The organism is Nocardioides sp. JQ2195 (assembly GCF_012272695.1).
GTDB lineage: Bacteria > Actinomycetota > Actinomycetes > Propionibacteriales > Nocardioidaceae > Nocardioides.
This window is the reverse complement of sequence record NZ_CP050902.1, coordinates 2,824,037-2,838,921: the sequence shown is the minus strand read 5'-3', so window position 1 is coordinate 2,838,921 and position 14,885 is coordinate 2,824,037. Positions and strand designations below refer to the sequence as shown.

General features: G+C 68.7%; 19 protein-coding genes. 9 read left to right on the top strand and 10 right to left on the bottom strand.

What is annotated here, in order from left to right; translation table 11 throughout:
• Positions 1 to 22 precede the first annotated feature (22 nt).
• Genes ncot_RS13460 through ncot_RS13450 form a run of 3 tightly spaced genes read left to right on the top strand, consistent with a single transcriptional unit; the run spans position 23 to position 1,595 of the window.
• On the top strand, positions 23 to 973 hold the full coding sequence (locus tag ncot_RS13460) for a phage major capsid protein (protein ID WP_277345736.1): 951 nt from the start codon (positions 23 to 25) through the stop codon (positions 971 to 973).
• The gene (locus ncot_RS13455) at positions 973 to 1,293 is read left to right on the top strand and encodes a hypothetical protein (RefSeq protein WP_168618077.1); all 321 of its coding nucleotides are present in this window, start codon (positions 973 to 975) and stop codon (positions 1,291 to 1,293) included. The genes ncot_RS13460 and ncot_RS13455 overlap by 1 nt, the downstream gene beginning before the upstream one ends.
• Positions 1,294 to 1,301: 8 nt before the next feature.
• Positions 1,302 to 1,595: a hypothetical protein gene (locus tag ncot_RS13450; RefSeq protein WP_168618076.1), complete on the top strand. Its 294-nt coding sequence runs from the start codon at positions 1,302 to 1,304 to the stop codon at positions 1,593 to 1,595.
• Between the two features lie 159 nt (positions 1,596 to 1,754).
• Here the strand turns inward: ncot_RS13450 and ncot_RS13445 are convergent, their stop codons facing one another.
• Both ncot_RS13445 and ncot_RS19830 read right to left on the bottom strand, forming a co-directional pair.
• On the bottom strand, positions 1,755 to 2,090 hold the full coding sequence (locus ncot_RS13445; RefSeq protein WP_168618075.1) for a hypothetical protein: 336 nt from the start codon (positions 2,088 to 2,090) through the stop codon (positions 1,755 to 1,757).
• 423 nt (positions 2,091 to 2,513) lie between these two features.
• Positions 2,514 to 3,200, bottom strand: coding sequence for an acyltransferase (locus ncot_RS19830; RefSeq protein ID WP_277345735.1), 687 nt, complete (start codon positions 3,198 to 3,200; stop codon positions 2,514 to 2,516).
• Positions 3,201 to 3,306: 106 nt separating this feature from the next.
• Between ncot_RS19830 and ncot_RS13435 the strand changes: the two genes are divergently transcribed.
• The 3 genes from ncot_RS13435 to ncot_RS13425 all read left to right on the top strand — a co-directional run bounded on the left by ncot_RS13435 (position 3,307) and on the right by ncot_RS13425 (position 5,102).
• Positions 3,307 to 3,639: a TfoX/Sxy family protein gene (locus ncot_RS13435; protein ID WP_168618074.1), complete on the top strand. Its 333-nt coding sequence runs from the start codon at positions 3,307 to 3,309 to the stop codon at positions 3,637 to 3,639.
• Positions 3,640 to 3,669: 30 nt separating this feature from the next.
• Positions 3,670 to 4,332: a class I SAM-dependent methyltransferase gene (locus ncot_RS13430; RefSeq protein ID WP_168618073.1), complete on the top strand. Its 663-nt coding sequence runs from the start codon at positions 3,670 to 3,672 to the stop codon at positions 4,330 to 4,332.
• 98 nt (positions 4,333 to 4,430) lie between these two features.
• A complete protein-coding gene (locus ncot_RS13425; RefSeq protein ID WP_168618072.1) occupies positions 4,431 to 5,102 on the top strand; it encodes a hypothetical protein in 672 nt (223 codons plus the stop codon).
• A gap of 41 nt (positions 5,103 to 5,143) precedes the next feature.
• On the opposite strand, the gene ncot_RS13420 is transcribed toward ncot_RS13425, so the two are convergent.
• The 3 genes from ncot_RS13420 to ncot_RS13410 all read right to left on the bottom strand — a co-directional run bounded on the left by ncot_RS13420 (position 5,144) and on the right by ncot_RS13410 (position 8,535).
• Positions 5,144 to 6,412, bottom strand: coding sequence for a choice-of-anchor P family protein (locus ncot_RS13420; protein WP_168618071.1), 1,269 nt, complete (start codon positions 6,410 to 6,412; stop codon positions 5,144 to 5,146).
• A gap of 147 nt (positions 6,413 to 6,559) precedes the next feature.
• The gene (locus ncot_RS13415) at positions 6,560 to 8,068 is read right to left on the bottom strand and encodes an MXAN_6640 family putative metalloprotease (protein ID WP_168618070.1); all 1,509 of its coding nucleotides are present in this window, start codon (positions 8,066 to 8,068) and stop codon (positions 6,560 to 6,562) included.
• 68 nt (positions 8,069 to 8,136) lie between these two features.
• Complete coding sequence (locus ncot_RS13410) at positions 8,137 to 8,535, bottom strand: adenylyltransferase/cytidyltransferase family protein (RefSeq protein ID WP_168618069.1); 399 nt, start codon at positions 8,533 to 8,535, stop codon at positions 8,137 to 8,139.
• A 52-nt stretch (positions 8,536 to 8,587) separates the two neighbouring features.
• Here ncot_RS13410 and ncot_RS13405 point away from each other — a divergent pair, with 52 nt between their 5' ends.
• Together ncot_RS13405 and ncot_RS13400 are read left to right on the top strand one after the other, a co-directional pair.
• Positions 8,588 to 9,847, top strand: coding sequence for a DUF445 domain-containing protein (locus tag ncot_RS13405; RefSeq protein ID WP_206064967.1), 1,260 nt, complete (start codon positions 8,588 to 8,590; stop codon positions 9,845 to 9,847).
• Between the two features lie 43 nt (positions 9,848 to 9,890).
• The gene (locus tag ncot_RS13400) at positions 9,891 to 10,136 is read left to right on the top strand and encodes an RNA-binding S4 domain-containing protein (protein ID WP_168618068.1); all 246 of its coding nucleotides are present in this window, start codon (positions 9,891 to 9,893) and stop codon (positions 10,134 to 10,136) included.
• Positions 10,137 to 10,244: 108 nt separating this feature from the next.
• On the opposite strand, the gene ncot_RS13395 is transcribed toward ncot_RS13400, so the two are convergent.
• The 3 genes from ncot_RS13395 to hisN form a co-directional block, all read right to left on the bottom strand.
• A complete protein-coding gene (locus ncot_RS13395; RefSeq protein ID WP_168618067.1) occupies positions 10,245 to 10,619 on the bottom strand; it encodes an FKBP-type peptidyl-prolyl cis-trans isomerase in 375 nt (124 codons plus the stop codon).
• Between the two features lie 12 nt (positions 10,620 to 10,631).
• Positions 10,632 to 11,063: a CBS domain-containing protein gene (locus ncot_RS13390; RefSeq protein WP_168618066.1), complete on the bottom strand. Its 432-nt coding sequence runs from the start codon at positions 11,061 to 11,063 to the stop codon at positions 10,632 to 10,634.
• A 111-nt stretch (positions 11,064 to 11,174) separates the two neighbouring features.
• The gene (gene hisN, locus ncot_RS13385; protein WP_168618065.1) at positions 11,175 to 12,059 is read right to left on the bottom strand and encodes a histidinol-phosphatase; all 885 of its coding nucleotides are present in this window, start codon (positions 12,057 to 12,059) and stop codon (positions 11,175 to 11,177) included.
• A gap of 54 nt (positions 12,060 to 12,113) precedes the next feature.
• Here hisN and ncot_RS13380 point away from each other — a divergent pair, with 54 nt between their 5' ends.
• The gene (locus tag ncot_RS13380) at positions 12,114 to 12,584 is read left to right on the top strand and encodes a DUF2231 domain-containing protein (protein WP_168618064.1); all 471 of its coding nucleotides are present in this window, start codon (positions 12,114 to 12,116) and stop codon (positions 12,582 to 12,584) included.
• Between the two features lie 33 nt (positions 12,585 to 12,617).
• Here the strand turns inward: ncot_RS13380 and rsgA are convergent, their stop codons facing one another.
• Entirely contained in the window at positions 12,618 to 13,604 is a 987-nt protein-coding gene (gene rsgA / locus ncot_RS13375) for a ribosome small subunit-dependent GTPase A (protein ID WP_168618063.1), read from the bottom strand.
• On the bottom strand, positions 13,601 to 14,884 hold the full coding sequence (aroA, locus tag ncot_RS13370; protein WP_168618062.1) for a 3-phosphoshikimate 1-carboxyvinyltransferase: 1,284 nt from the start codon (positions 14,882 to 14,884) through the stop codon (positions 13,601 to 13,603). The genes rsgA and aroA overlap by 4 nt, the downstream gene beginning before the upstream one ends.
• Position 14,885 lies beyond the last annotated feature (1 nt).

Sequence of the window (14,885 nt, the reverse complement as noted above, 5' to 3'; positions counted from 1 at the left end):
TACCCTGAGAGGGACGGTCCTGGTGGCCGTCCCTCTTCGCTTCGCGGTCCTGGCGGCCGAGCGTGACAACTTCCGCTCTCACGTTAGGACAGCCGTCATGGCCGTAGACACCAGTACCGCCGCAGAACTCACCGCCGAGCAGGTCCAGAAGGTTCTGGTCCAGCCGCTCGAGGCGCAGTCCGCCTTCCTCGCAGCCGGCCCCCGGATCATCGACACCGCCGGCCCGCTCCGTCTCCCGAAGATGGGCCCCGCGACCAGTCCCGGCTGGTTCGACGAGAACGCACAGATCACGCCCGAGGTCGACCCGACGTTCGACGAGATCATGCTGCTCCCCTCGACCATGCAGAGCGTGAAGACGCTGACGCGCTTCTCCAACGAGCTGGCCCGCCAGTCCGTCATCGCGCTCGACCAGGCGCTCCGCGACCGGATCGTCAAGGACGTGGCCGACACCCTCGACAAGCAGTTCCTGGGCCTCGCCGGAGACGGCGTGACCAAGCCCAAGGGTCTGTTCGTCTACGCCGGCCAGTCGCTCGCCGTCGACGCAGCGGTCGGTCTCGACGACCTCCTCGACGCCGAGGCCCTCGCGCTCGGTGCGAACGTCAACCCGGACGCGCTCAAGTGGGTCATGACCTCGCGTGAGTTCATCGCTCTCCGCAAGATCAAGGCCGCCACCGGCTCGAACAACTACGTGCTGCAGCCTGACCCCACCAAGTCCGGCGGCTACACCATCTTCGGCAAGCCGGTCATCGTGACCAACCACCTGACCGACACGACCGGCACGCCGAACACCGGCAACATGGCACTGGTCGACTTCTCCCAGATCGTGGTTGCCCGCGACCTGGCCCCCTCGGTCAAGGTGCTCGACCAGACGTTCGGCGACTACGACCAGCAGGCCATCCGCGTGGTTGCCCGCTACGACGTTGCCGCCCTCAACGACGACGCCGTGATCGAGCTGACCGGCATCACGATCTGATGGCTGCGCCCACGGCGCAGACCGTCGCGGACTTCCTTGGCCAGGGTGATGACGTGGGTTTCATCGCCCTGGCCGAGGAACACCTGCCGATGGTCACGCACATGGTCAACGCCTACACGCGCGGGAAGGGCTTCACCGACGGCATTCCAGACGATGACGTCGCGGCCGTGATCGTGTCCTCCGTGGCTCGACTGGTGGTCAACCCGGAGCAGTACGATCTCGACACCGCTGGCCCGTTCACGACGCGCTACCGCGTGTTCGACGGCTGGTCCCTGCCTGAGCTGGCAGTCCTCCACCGCTACCGCAAGAGGGCGCTATGAGGCGGCTCGTGGTGACACACGTGCAGGTCACCACGATCACCGACGACTACGGCAACACCGAGACCGTCGAGACCCCCGTCGACGTCCCCGGCTGCCTCCTGGCCCCGCGCGCGTCGAGCGAGCGCAGCGACCCGCATGCACCGGCCGTCATCAGCGGGTCACAGCTCTACATGCCCGCACGCTCCACACCCCCTGTCGCCGCGGATCACTTCCTCATCGACGGGAAGCGGTACGAGGCCGAGGGAGAGGCCGGCGTCTGGTCCGGCCGCGGGATAGAGGTCGCCGTGAAGCACATTCCCTGACCCGGCGTGAACGTCACCGACCGTTGAGTGCAGCGGCTCGGAACGATGGCAGGAGAGCGGCTCTTAACCTTTCGACCGCAGAGACCCTGCCAGCGCCAGACACAGCGAGACCCCCGGAGTAGTGATGTCCTCCGGGGGTCTTGCTGCGTTTGGGAGCGGTCAGTCGTCCGCTCGGTCGTGAGCAGCCCGGAGCTGGTCCGCGTAGAACTGACAGAGAGCCGCAGAGAAGGCAGGCACCGGAACGGCACCCTGTTCGATGCGAGTCAGGCCGTCGACGGTCGCCCAGCCTGCGAGCTCGTTGCTCTCGCACATACTGGCGACGTCCTCGATCGTGAGCTCGAGCACCTCACGGATAACCCTGTACGCCGAGCCGGCAGTGCCGTACTCGGTGGGTGTGTGCGTCCTGGTGCTGCCGTGCCGCGGGCACGAGTCCCAATCTCCGCAATCGCGGTCGTGCGCGGTGGTGGTGATAGATGATGTGGTCATGGTGCTCAACTCCTACTAGTTGGGTGCCTAGGCCCTGTCCGGTGTTGGTAGCACCGGGCGGGGCCGCTTGTGTTAGTTCTACCCCGAGCCGCCGACGCTTGTCAGCGGAATCGGACCTTCTGCATGTTCTGCATATTCCGCGAAGTCACCTTATGAGTCACCCTATCGACCCAGATTGCTGATATTCGCCAAAGTCCGTGAACGTCCAATCGTCAACCCTGTAAGGGGATTGGAGATATTGGCGAACATCAGCGGACACGCTGCCGATGCCTGGGGGTCAAGGGGTCGCAGGTTCAAATCCTGTCAGCCCGACCGAAGGAAGCCGGCCCTGAGCTGCGGAGACGCAGGTCGGGGCCGGTTCTCATTGGGCGGATCCACGACCACCGTGCAGGCCGTGCACGGGATCCGCGATCAGCAGCCCGGTCCAGCGCGTCAGACCTCGCCGGCGAGCATTCGTGTCACGTCCTCGGTGGACCAGGCGGGACGGACGTCGTCGCCCTTGCCGACCCAGCCGATGCCCGGCTCGAGGCGGCGTACGACGCGGGCAGGCACGCCTGCGACGATCGCGTGGTCGGGGACGTCGCCTCGCACCACGGAGCCTGCGGCGACCACGACATTGCGACCGATGGAGGCGCCGGGCAGGATGATCGCCTGGTGCCCGATCCAGGAGCCGGAGCCGATCGAGACCGGCTGGTGCTGGCCCAGCTGGTTGCCGATCGGTGTCTCGGGGTCCTGGTAGCCGTGGCTGGCGTCGGAGACGAACACCCCCTGGCCGAACCAGACGTCGTCACCGATCGCGATGCTCTCGTGGGCGGTGACTGTGCTCCTCGTGCCGAACACGCAACGGTCGCCGATGACGAGCCCGTGCGAGGGCAGCTCGTGGTTCCCGGGGCCATACCCCAGGGTGAGTGTGCAGGAGCGGCCGATCAGAGTCCTGCTGCCGATGTGGATGCCTCGCTCGCCGAAGATGGTGGCCTGCGGGAACGCAATCAGACTGGCCTCGCCGAAGCTGGCGAACCGGCTCGCCGCCCTGGTGCCGGGGGTGATCTCGCCGACCCATTCGACGGCACGTCGAAGGGCGTGGAGCGATGGGCTCAGGAGGGTTCGCAGGATCGGCACGGTGGCAGGCTAGCGGCTGCGCGTCAGCTCGAGCGGAATGGTGTGACGCGCTAGCGTCGGGGGAGACCCGGCTGCCCCGTGACGCGGACCGGATGAGGGAGACACGATGGCGTACGACGAGGAGCTGGCCGAGCGGATCCGGCACGCTCTTGCTGGAGCACAGGGCTGCAGCGAGAAACGGATGTTCGGCGGGCTCGCCTTCCTCCGCAACGGCAACATGGCCGTGGCCGCGACCAACCACGGACAGATGATGGTGCGTGTGGACCCGGATCGCGCCGAGGAGCTGATCACCGCCCCCGGCGTTCGACGCATGGTGATGAAGGCGCGGGAGCTGAACGGCTGGGTGGAGGCCGACGCCGTCGCGCTGGAACGAGCCGAGGACCTGGCTCGTTGGGTGGACGAGGGGTGGGCCTTCGCCGGCACACTGCCGGCGAAGTGAATGACCCGCGGCGATCGAGGAGGAGACGAGATGGCAGGGCACGGACACGACCACCGGGAACCACTCACCGACGAGGAGTTCCGAGAGCTGTTCGAGCAGCCCTCCTGGGAGGAACGCTACGGCGCCAAGGACGACCTGTGGAGCGGCAACCCGAATCCACAGCTCGTGGCCGAGGCATCCGGCCTCGCCCCCGGACGCGCACTCGACGTCGGTTGTGGTGAGGGCGGAGACGCGATCTGGCTGGCCCAGCAGAAGTGGCAGGTCGCCGCGCTCGACTTCTCGGTGCTCGGGCTGGCCCGTGCGGCCGCCCACGCCGAGAACGAAGCCGTCGCCCATCGCATCGAGTGGCTGCATGCCGACGTACGCAAGGACGACCTCGGCTCGGACTACGACCTGGTCACCTCGCAGTTCCTGCACCAGCCCGACGGCGGGATGGTGGAGGTGACCCGCCGCCTTGCCGAGACGGTCGCCCCGGGTGGCACGCTGCTGGTCGTCGGACATCACCCGGAGGACGCGGAGACCGGTCTGCGCTGGCGGATGAACGACGCGATGTTCACCCCGGACGACCTCGTGCCAGCGCTCGACCCGGAGGCATGGACGGTGCTGGCCGAGGTCCGCGAGCGCAGCGTCGAGGGGCCCGACCGGCAACCGGTCACCGTGCGTGACTCGGTGATCCGGGCGACCCGACGCTGAGTGTCGGCGTGGGCGTGACCAGCGGCCGGTGACCCTTGCGGGAGGGGCACCGAAGGGTGAGTCGGCCACGTCGCGGAGCACCGAATAGGATCGTGGGAATGGACGCGACCTCGACGGTGACCCGGCACGAGACGCCCGGCCTGGTTCGTGGCCTGGACGTCGCGGCCAAGGCCGCCCTCCTGCTGATGCTGGTCGTGGCGTTCATCGACCCCGAGATGGGCAACATGAAGGACAAGGGGGCCGGAGCGCGGGCGATCGCCTACCCGATGCTGGCCTTCACGGTCCCGGTGATCTGGTCGGTCTGGTGGAAGGAACGAGCATCGTTCCCCTGGCTGGCCGACCTGATGATCACCCTCACCTGCTTCTCCGACATCCTCGGCAACCGGATGGATCTCTACGACACGATCGTCTGGTTCGACGACTGGATGCACTTCTTCAACACCGGCGTCATCACTGCCGCCGTCATCCTGCTCACGATGCACCACACCTCCGGCCTGGGCGCCACGATCGAGCGGTCACTGGCCGTCGGCGTGACGGGCGCCGTGGTGTGGGAGCTGGCTGAGTACGCCGCGTTCCTGAGCAAGTCGTGGGAGCGCCGGGCCGCCTACACCGACACCTTGGGCGACCTCGCCCTCGGCACGATCGGGGCCGTGCTCGCGGCGGTGCTGGTCCACCACCTCTGGCAGCGCGGTCGACTGCACGACGCCGCGCCCCAGCTCGAGCAGCACTTCGTCCGCTCGACGAGAATGGCGGCCGGCCCGGTCGAGTAGCTCGACCGGGGCCGACCGCTTCCACCCTGGGGGTGCGGAGATCAGTGCCAGATCCTGGTGGAGGCCACGGCGATCTCGATGCGTGCCCCGGCCTCGAGACCTGAGCGCGGTTGCAGCAACTTCACGAAGAGGCCGCGGATCTTGTTGCCGTTGGGTGTGCGGGCTCGTTGGTTGACGACCACGTTGGCGACGTTGCCCACCTTGATGGTGGTGTTCCTGCCGACGTCGATCGGGATCCTCTGGCCGGCGATCACCAGGTTCACGAACGTCATCTTCTCGTCCTTGCGGTAACGCTCACCGCGCAGCTTCGAGTGGGCCTTGACGAAGATCGCGTCGGCACGGATGAGGCCGTTGAGCACGTTGAGCCCGGCGATCCGGTTCGTGTTGGTGACCTCTCCCCGGTGGGCGGACGAGGTCGACGTCGTCGTCGAGCTGATCGCGCCGACGTGGAGGATGCCCGGGATGTCGACGTCGGCCGTCCGGTTCTGGTTGGTCCGTCCGCCCGTGCTGATCGGGGGAGTCGCGACCTCTCCGGTGCGGCCCACCTCCCCACGCACCTTCGAGGTCGCCTTGATCAGTGCACTGGTGCCGTAGGCGTCGCCCCCCACTGCGGGAGCATCGCCGGGCACCGGCACGGAGAGCGCGGACATGGTCGGGTTCAGGATGATCGAGCTGCCGAGCGGTGCGGGGCCGCGGTCCTTCAGCAACCACACGCCGATGGCGTAGCCCTGACTGCTCACCACGCCGTCCTTCTGGCCCGTCACCGACGAGTTGAGCACCACGGCGGCGACGCCGGGAATCTGGACCCGGAAGTTCTTCGGGATGTCGACCGGCAGCCGAACTCCGGAGATGCGGAGGTCGACGAACCGCGTCCGGGACGTGGCCTTGAGGCCCCGCGGGGTGCCCTTCGTGACGTTCTTCGTCACGACGGCCTCGGCGCGGATCAGCCCGTTGAGCAGCGAGACGTTCGCGGTGCGGGCCGTGGAGATCAGCTTGATCCCCTTGGCGCCGGCCTTCTCGGCCCGGGTCTTCGTGTGCACCGCTCCCACGTCCACGAGGTTGTCGACGTCGACCGCGGCGACCGCACTTCGCTTCGCGCTCGGCAGGTCCTGGCCGGCGATGGTCGACTGTGCGGTCAGGTCGGAGGAGATCGTGGTGCCTAGCGCACGCACCATCGTGCCGCCGGCGGCGGAGTAGTAGGCGTAGCCGCGCGAAGCGTTCGCCGGGGCTTCGGCCTGGGACGGGGCAGCGAACAATCCGATGACCATGAGGAGGAGAACGGGGACCGAGAACATTCTGCGGGGGGACATCAGGAGCACCTCTGGGGTCGACAATGAGTCAGTTCCGCTCCCCAACAGGCACTCTAGGGATCACTCGAGGGCCAGTCCAGTGTTGAGGTCGCCCGACGTCCGTGTTCCGTCGTACGCCGTCGGCTGGGTCCCGAGGACCAGGAGGGCCTATCGGCGCCGCACCGTCGCCCGGTAGGTGAACAGGGTGTCGTCGTCGCGCGCGATTCCCTGGCAGGTGAGCGCTGTGCCCTCGAAGCAGCGGTACCGGAACGACGTGTTGGACAGGGTGAGCACGACGCGCGAGACGCTGGATCGGGAGAACGCGACGCCGGCCCGGGCGACACCGGCATCGCCGAAGTCGATGGTGCGCCGCTTGACGGCGCCGTCCGTGAACTTCACGAGCAGGCGGGCACGGACCCGGTGCGACTCCGTGGCGAGTCGGATCCGCAATCTGGTCCCGTCGCGGGTGCCCCGCCTCGGCCTGAACACGTAGTTGCGTGACGACATGTGGTCCTGGCGGAAGGAATGGGTCCCCGTGCTGTGCCGGGTCGGCCCGAGGCGGAAGGCGCGTGTGACCGCCGACCGGGCGTAGTTGCTGCCCTCCTCGAAGAACAACCGCGGCACGTTGCTTCCACTGGCGAAGCGCGAGAACTCGGTGGCCAGGCTGCTGCCCCGCTTGGTGAGGGCGGTGTTGACCGCCGTCATGGAGTTCCGTCCGACGGCAACCTGGTGCCAGGCGGCGCGAACGACTCGCGGCCCGTGCCGCTGCGACAACGCCTCGAAGAACACCCAGTTGGCATAGAGATTGGCCGCCCTGTCCAGCGGCTTGCCGGGTCGCACAGCGGTGCTGCCCGCGAGGAACTGACGGTTGTCGTCGATGTCGTCGTAGACCCGTTCCTCGACCCAGGCCGCAGTCGACTCCATGAACCAGCGGTCACCCATGGTGCTGTAGGCGAACTGCACGGCGTGGAAGAACTCGTGGGCGGCGGTGACCTTCAGCGCGTCGATCGGACGACCGGAGAACTCCGCGAAGTCGTTGTCGAGCACGAGGTAGGCGGACGAGGTGGAGGTGGTGTCCTCGGGAACGGCATAGCCGTAGACCTGTTGGGCGCCGGTGTTGCCCAGATAGACGTCGACCAGTCCCTTGCGGCTCTCGCCGTCGGGGTTCCCCTTCGTCCCGTCGCTGATCGGCGAGCGATAGCCGAGGGTGTCCACCTCGGTGGCCCACACGCGTTCCATCGCGGTGGCAACGGTCTCGACGTAGTCGGGAAGGCCGTCGTGGTCGGCGTCGTCCGAGGCCGGAGCGTGCTTGCCCTCGGTCACCCAGTGGATGCAGAAGTGCTCCGTGCAGTGGCTCTCGGACGGCTCTCCGTCGTAGCTGATCTCGGTGGGCCGGTTGTCGTCGTCGGTGGGGCGGGCCAGGAGGCTGGCGGCGCGTTCGCGGTCGGTCCCGGACAGGTCGTGCTTGGTCTGTTGCACCTCGACGAGCGCGAGGGTGGCGTCGAGACTGCCACCGCCGTCGAGGGTGGCCTCGGCCTGGTCCAGTGCCTGCTTCGCGTGCTGGCCCCGATCGTCGTCGGGCATGATCACCGGAGCGGCCGATGCCGAGGCGGTGCTTGCGGCCCCGGCCGGGGCGGCCAGGCCGACGGGCAGGACGAGGGCGCCGAGCGTCGCCACGCACAGGAGCCCGCGAAGAGTGCGGGACCGGTGCGGGGACGGTGCGGGCGGACGGCGCGACTCCGACGTCACGCGGTGCCCGAGATCTTCTCGATCAGGGCCGTGGTCGAGATCGCCGGCGTCCGCGGCAGGTAGACGACCTCGCAGACGTCGGAGAACTCGTCGAACCGGCCCTTCCAGTCATCGCCCATCACGAGCACGTCGGCGCCGTGCTCGACGATGTAGTCACGCTTGAGCTCGAGGGACTCCTCCACGAACACCTCGTCGACGTCACGGAGCGCGGCCACGATCGCCAGTCGTTCGGCCTGGCTGAAGACGGGGGAACGACCCTTCTTGCGCTCGTTGAGCGCATCCGCGGAGACCCCCACGACGAGACGGTCGCCCAGCTCTGCGGCGCGCTCGATGACGCGCAGGTGGCCGACGTGGAAGACGTCGAAGGTGCCGAAGGTGATCACGGTGCGAGGCATGGCGCGAATGCTACCGGTGGGCTCGGCCAACACCTGACAGAATCGACGCGCCATGACGATGCCATTGATCACTCCCGCTCCCGAGGCCGACGACGAACGACGCAGGGCCCTACGCCGGATGAAGGGGCTGGCCCTGGGTCTCCTGCTCCTCGCCGCAGTTGTCTACCTCTTGACCCGCAACCACGACGGGCTGCTCGGCTTCGTCAACGCGGGCGCCGAGGCGAGCATGGTCGGTGCGATGGCCGACTGGTTCGCGGTGACGGCGCTGTTCCGGCACCCGCTCGGGGTCCCGGTGCCGCACACCGCGCTGATCCCGAGGCGCAAGGACGAGCTGGGTCGTGGTCTCGAGGAATTCGTCGGCGAGAACTTCCTCCAGGAGGACATCATCCGCGAACGCGTCGCGTCCGCCGAGGTGACGCGACGGGTGGGTGACTGGGCCGCCGAGCCCGCCAACGCCGCGCGCGTCGTCGAGGAGGTCACCGACGTGGCCACCATCGCGCTCGGGCGGGTCAGGGACGAGCACATCGTCGACCTGGTCGAGGCGATCCTGGTGCCCCGCTTCCGCGAGGAGCCGATCGCTCCGATCCTGGGCACCTTCCTGGTCGAGGCCGTCCGTGACGACCTGCACCACGGGCTGGTCGACCTGGCCCTCGAGGAGCTGTCGGGCTGGCTCGAGCACAATCACGACACCTTCGTCGAGGTGCTCGGCGAGCGCGCGCCCTGGTGGGCTCCTCCCAAGCTGAACGACGCGGTCACCACGCGGATCCACACGGAGGCCCTGCGCTGGCTGGACGACATCAGGCACGATCCACGACACCGTGCTCGCGCGGCCCTCGATTCCATGCTGGCGCAGCTCGGCCAGGACCTGCTGTTCAACGACGAGACCCAGCAGCGCGCGGAGAACCTCAAGCTGCGGCTCCTCGAGCACCCCCAGTTCTCCGCCACCGGCATCTCACTCTGGAAGGCCCTGCGCAACGCGCTCCTGGACGCGCTGCGGGACCCGCGTGGCCCGCTGAAGGTGCGTCTGCAGGCGGAGCTGGAGAGGACCGCTGCTCGATTCAGCACGGACGAACGACTGCAACGCCGCCTCGACGGGCTGCTGTCCGACGCTGTCGTCTTCGGAGTCTCGCGTTACGGCACGGAGCTCACCACGGTGATCACCCACACCATCGAGAGGTGGGACGGGAAGGAGGCCGCCGAGCGGATCGAGCTGCACGTCGGAAGGGACCTGCAGTTCATCCGTATCAACGGCACCATCGTCGGTGGCCTCGTCGGGGTGCTCATCCACATGGCAACGATCCTGATTCCCTGACCTCCGGGTCGACCGCCTCCGACACGTGGAGGACAATCGCAGCATGACCATCGACGTTCCGATCCGTGACGAGTCGATCCGACTCGGCCAGTTCCTCAAGCTCGCCAACCTCGTGGAGGACGGCGCGGAGGCGAAGTCAGTGATCGCAGCGGGACTCGTGCGGGTGAACGACGAGGTCGAGACCCGGCGGGGCCGACAGCTGCAGGTCGGTGACGTGGTGATGCTGACGAGCCAGACGGCCCGAGTCGCCGCTGGTGATCCGGACGCGGACGACGGCCTGCCTTGGTGACGTGACGTGGTGACACGCGCAGACCGGGACGCCGGCGTCGCGAACCTGCGGTTCTCGGCGCCGGCGTCCCGGTCTGCGTGATGGTGGCCCGTTGCGCACGGGGTGGGGTCAGGAGACCCCGAGGAGGTCGACGACGAAGATCAGCGTCTCGCCCGGCTTGATGACGCCGCCGGCGCCCCGGTCGCCGTAGCCGAGGTGGGGCGGGATGACCAGCTGGCGTCGGCCGCCGACCTTCATGCCCTGGACGCCGGTGTCCCACCCGGAGATGACCTGGCCGATGCCGAGGCGGAACTGCAGGGGGGTGCCCCGGTTGTAGGAGGCGTCGAACTCCTCACCCGTCGAGTGGGCCACGCCCACGTAGTGCACGGAGACGGTGTCGCCGGACTTCGCCTCGGGACCGTCGCCCTCGGTCAGGTCGGTCACCACGAGGTCGGTCGGGGGCGTCGGGTCGACGAAGTCGACCTCGGGCTTCTCGGTGCTCACAGGTAAGTCTCCTCAGCTCTTGTGCAGGTAGTTGTCGAGTTGGTCGCGCTCGAACTCGAGCTCGCCGATGCGGCTCTTGACCACGTCGCCGATGGAGATGATGCCAGTCAGCGCACCGTCGGTGAGCACGGGGACGTGGCGGATGCGGTGCTCGGTCATCACCTGCATCAAGTCGGTGACGGCGGCCGTGCCCTCGCAGGTCTGCACCTGGGTGGTCATGATCGACGAGACCGGCGCCTCCAGCATGTCCGCGTCGTCGAGGACGCGGCGTACGACGTCTCGCTCGGAGACGATGCCGTCGACGGAGGAGCCGTCGGTGCTGACCACGAGTGCGCCCACGTTGTGGTCTCGCAGCAGACTGATCAGCTCCCGGACGGTCGCGTCGGGACGGATGGTGACCACGTCCTGTCGGGGCTTGCCGTGGATGACGTCGTTGATGCGCATGCGGACCTCCCGGTCGGTTCATGTGACAGGAATCACGCTAGTGCGCGACGGCGCGCTTTGGTAGGTCGTTGTCCAGCAGCCGGGCAGGAGGGAACGAAGCAGGCGCCCGGGTCAGCCCAGTGGGGGCTCGTCGACGGGTTCGCGACGTCGCTGGCGCAGGTCGTGCACCGAGCCGCCGGTCCTGGCCTCGGTGTCGGGGTCGGTGGCCTCGCTGGAGCCGAGGAAGGCCAGAGCCGCCTCGTGCAGGTGGCCATTGCTGGCCACGGCGTTGCCACCGAACGGGCCCGGCGTGCCCGACAGCGAGGTGAACTGCCCGCCTGCCTCGCGCACGATGATGTCGAGGGCCGCCATGTCGTAGACCTCGAGCTCCGGCTCGGCGGCGATGTCGACCGCCCCCTCGGCGACCAACATGTAGGACCAGAAGTCGCCGTACGCGCGGGTGCGCCAGCAGCGTCGGGCCAGCGACAGGAAGTCGTCGAGTCGGCCGCGTTCGTCCCAACCGGACAGCGAGGAGTAGGACAGCGACGCGTCGTCGAGCCGGCGTACGTCCGAGGTGTGGATCTGGGTGGCCTTCAGCAGTGATCGCCCGGTCCAGGCGCCGTTGTCCTTCGAGGCCCACCAGCGACGCTGCAGCTGGGGCGCCGAGACGACGCCGAGCACCACCTCGTCGTCGACCACGAGGGAGATCAGGGTGGCCCAGACCGGGACGCCGCGGACGAAGTTCTTGGTGCCGTCGATCGGGTCCACGATCCAGCGTCGCTGGCTGTGCCCGGTGGTGCCCTGCTCCTCGCCGATCACTGCGTCGCGGGAACGGACGCGTGACAGGGTCCGCCGGATGCCCTCCTCGACGGCCTGGTCGGCGTCGGTGACAGGGGTGAGGTCGGGCTTGCTCATCACGTGCAGGTCGAGCGCCTTGAAGCGAGCCTGGGTGAGCGAGTCGGCATCATCGGCCAGGACATGCGCCAGGCGAAGGTCGTCGGTGTAGTCGGTGGCCATGGACACAGGCTATTCCTCTGCGGGATCGACTGCGCCGTGCCCTAGGGTTCAGGCATGGAGATCAACGGCCTGCCGGCGCACCCACTCATCATCCACGTGGCCGTGGTGCTGATCCCGATCGCTGCGGGACTGTCGGCCTTCTATGCCGTTGTTCCGCGGTGGCGCTGGTACACCCGCTGGCCGATGGTGGGCTTCTCCGCGGGTGCTCTCGCCGCCGTGATGTTCGCCTACTTCTCCGGGAAGGACTTCCTCGAGAGCCGCCCCGAGCTCGAGCCGATCATCCAGCCGCACCAAGAGCGTGCCCAGATCCTGTTCTGGCTGACGATCGTCTTCATGGGCGTGGTGTTGATCAGTGCCTTCGCCCTCGGCGGTCCGTCCGCGATGGCCTCAGGACGCGGCGCCCGCGGGCGTCACGCGCCACTGATCGAGTGGACCCTGATGGTGATGCTGGTGATCTTCGCGGTGGCGTTGATCCTGATGACCTTCCAGACCGGTGATGCCGGGGCACGCCTCGTGTGGGGCTGACCCGGCCTCGTTGCCCTGCCCCTGCGGTCGGCGTCAGTCGCCGCTCTCGCGGGAAGCGAGCAGTCGTCGGAACGACTCGACCCGCTCGGGGTCCAGGGAACCCGTCGTCATCGCCTCGTCGAGCCCGCACTCGGGCTCACCGCTGCCGTGCGTGCACCCGCGGGAGCAGGTCGCGGTCATCTCCTCGAGATCGGGGAAGGCGCCGATGATGTCGCCCGGCTCGACATGGGCGAGGCCGAAGGACCGGATGCCCGGGGTGTCGATGATCCAGCCGTCGTCCCCGGGGAGCGCCAGCATGTAGGCCGAGGTCGAGGTGTGCCGGCCACGACCGGTCACGGCGTTCACCACGCCCACCTCGCGCCCCGCGTCCGGGACCAGGGCGTTGACCAGGGTGGACTTGCCGACGCCGCTGTGGCCCACCAGCACGCTGGTGGTGCCGTGCAGGACCTCCCGCACCGCTGCCACGTCGCCGCCGCGCTGGGTCACGACGTACGGCACACCGAGGGAGCGATAGGTCGACAGCAGCGTCTCCGGGTCCGCGAGGTCGGCCTTGGTCAGGCACAGGATCGGTTGCATGCCCGCGTCGTAGGCCGCGACCAGCGCGCGGTCGATCAGGCGCGGGCGCGGCTCGGGGTCGGCCAGAGCGGCGACCACGACGAGCTGCGCGGCGTTCGCGACGATGACCCGCTCGACCGGGTCATCGTCGTCGGCGGTACGTCGCAGGGTGGTGGTGCGCTCCTTGACCTCGACGATGCGCGCCAGGCTGCCGTCGTCGCCGGACATGTCACCGACCACGCGCACCCGGTCGCCGACCACGACGCCCTTGCGGCCGAGCGGCCGAGACTTCATCGCCATCACCCGGCGGCCGTCGTAGCGCAGGGTGAACCTCCCGCGGTCGACCGTGATCACCACGGCCTCGACCGCGTCGTCGTACGACGGCCGGTCCTTGGTGCGCGGACGGGTCCGACGGCGTGGCCGGTCGTAGTGCTCGAGGTCGTGCTCGGTGTAGCGGCCGCTCATGGAGCCTCGGCGGAGGCGGGGAACAGGCCGGACCAGAAGGTGGCGAAGTCGGGGAACGTCTTGGCGGTGGTGCCGATGTCCTCCACCGCGACACCGTCGACCGCGGCGGCGATGATCACTCCCGCATGGGCCATCCGGTGGTCGGCATAAGTGTGGAACACACCGGGGCCCAAGGGCGTCGGACGCAGGGACAACCCGTCGGGATGCTCGGTGACCTCGGCTCCGAGGCCGGTCAGCTCGGTGGCCAGGGCACTGAGCCTGTCGGTCTCGTGGCCGCGGATGTGGGCAATGCCCCTCAGGTGTGAGGGAGAGTCGGCCAGGGCGCACAGGGCGGCGACCGTGGGGGTCAGCTCGCCCACGTCGTGCAGGTCGAGGTCGACTCCGTGGAGCGGGCCGTTGCCGGTGACCGTCAGTCCGTCCGGCGAGAGCGCGACGGTGCACCCCATGCGGGTCAGGATGTCGCGCAGCGCGTCACCGGCCTGGGTCGTGCTCCGGGGCCAGTCGCGCACGGTGACCGATCCGCCGGTGACCGCGGCCAGGGCCAGGAAGGGGGCCGCGTTGGACAGATCGGGTTCGATGACGTGGTCGACCGCTCGGATCGGGCCGGGAGCGACCGCCCACCGGTTGGCGTCGCTGTCGGCCACGTCGACGCCGTGGGCACGCAACATCTCCACCGTCATGTCGATGTGGGGGAGAGAGGGCACCGGCTTGCCGTCGTGACGGACGTCGACGCCTTCGTCGTAGCGGGCGCCGGCCAGCAGCAGGGCCGAGATGAACTGCGAGGACGCCGACGCGTCGACCACCACACGCCCGCCCCGCACCCGGCCGTGGCCGGTGATGGTGAACGGCAGTCGGTTCCCCTCGGAGACGTCGACCCCCAGGCCGCGAAGGGCGGTCAGCACCTCACCGACCGGCCGGTTGCGCATGTGGGCGTCACCGTCGAAGGAGACCGAGCCGTCGGACAGCCCGGCAACGGGAGGGACGAAGCGCATGACGGTTCCGGCCAGGCCGCAGTCGACGTCGACGTCCCCGGTGAACGCTCCGGGCGTGACGCGCCAGTCCTCGGCCGACGTGTCGATCGCGGCTCCCAACGAGGTCAGGGCACGTGCCATCAGCACGGTGTCGCGGGACACGAGTGCGCGGCGTACGACGGAGGGAGCATCGGCCAGGGCGGCCAGGATCAGCGCCCGGTTGGTCAGCGACTTCGAGCCGGGCAGGGAGATCGTCGCGTGCACGGGCTCGCGAGCTCGAGGTGCTGGCCAGGGATCAGGTGTCGTCACG

Coding starts and splice junctions, on each gene's coding strand:
- ncot_RS13390 (WP_168618066.1), bottom strand. CDS start 11,063: ATGCGCATCAACGACGTCATCCACGGCAAGCCCCGACAGGACGTGGTC.
- ncot_RS13405 (WP_206064967.1), top strand. CDS start 8,588: ATGACGATGCCATTGATCACTCCCGCTCCCGAGGCCGACGACGAACGA.
- ncot_RS13380 (WP_168618064.1), top strand. CDS start 12,114: ATGGAGATCAACGGCCTGCCGGCGCACCCACTCATCATCCACGTGGCC.
- ncot_RS13430 (WP_168618073.1), top strand. CDS start 3,670: ATGGCAGGGCACGGACACGACCACCGGGAACCACTCACCGACGAGGAG.
- ncot_RS13420 (WP_168618071.1), bottom strand. CDS start 6,412: ATGTCCCCCCGCAGAATGTTCTCGGTCCCCGTTCTCCTCCTCATGGTC.
- ncot_RS13410 (WP_168618069.1), bottom strand. CDS start 8,535: ATGCCTCGCACCGTGATCACCTTCGGCACCTTCGACGTCTTCCACGTC.
- ncot_RS13455 (WP_168618077.1), top strand. CDS start 973: ATGGCTGCGCCCACGGCGCAGACCGTCGCGGACTTCCTTGGCCAGGGT.
- hisN (WP_168618065.1), bottom strand. CDS start 12,059: ATGGCCACCGACTACACCGACGACCTTCGCCTGGCGCATGTCCTGGCC.
- rsgA (WP_168618063.1), bottom strand. CDS start 13,604: ATGAGCGGCCGCTACACCGAGCACGACCTCGAGCACTACGACCGGCCA.
- ncot_RS13400 (WP_168618068.1), top strand. CDS start 9,891: ATGACCATCGACGTTCCGATCCGTGACGAGTCGATCCGACTCGGCCAG.
- ncot_RS13435 (WP_168618074.1), top strand. CDS start 3,307: ATGGCGTACGACGAGGAGCTGGCCGAGCGGATCCGGCACGCTCTTGCT.
- ncot_RS13425 (WP_168618072.1), top strand. CDS start 4,431: ATGGACGCGACCTCGACGGTGACCCGGCACGAGACGCCCGGCCTGGTT.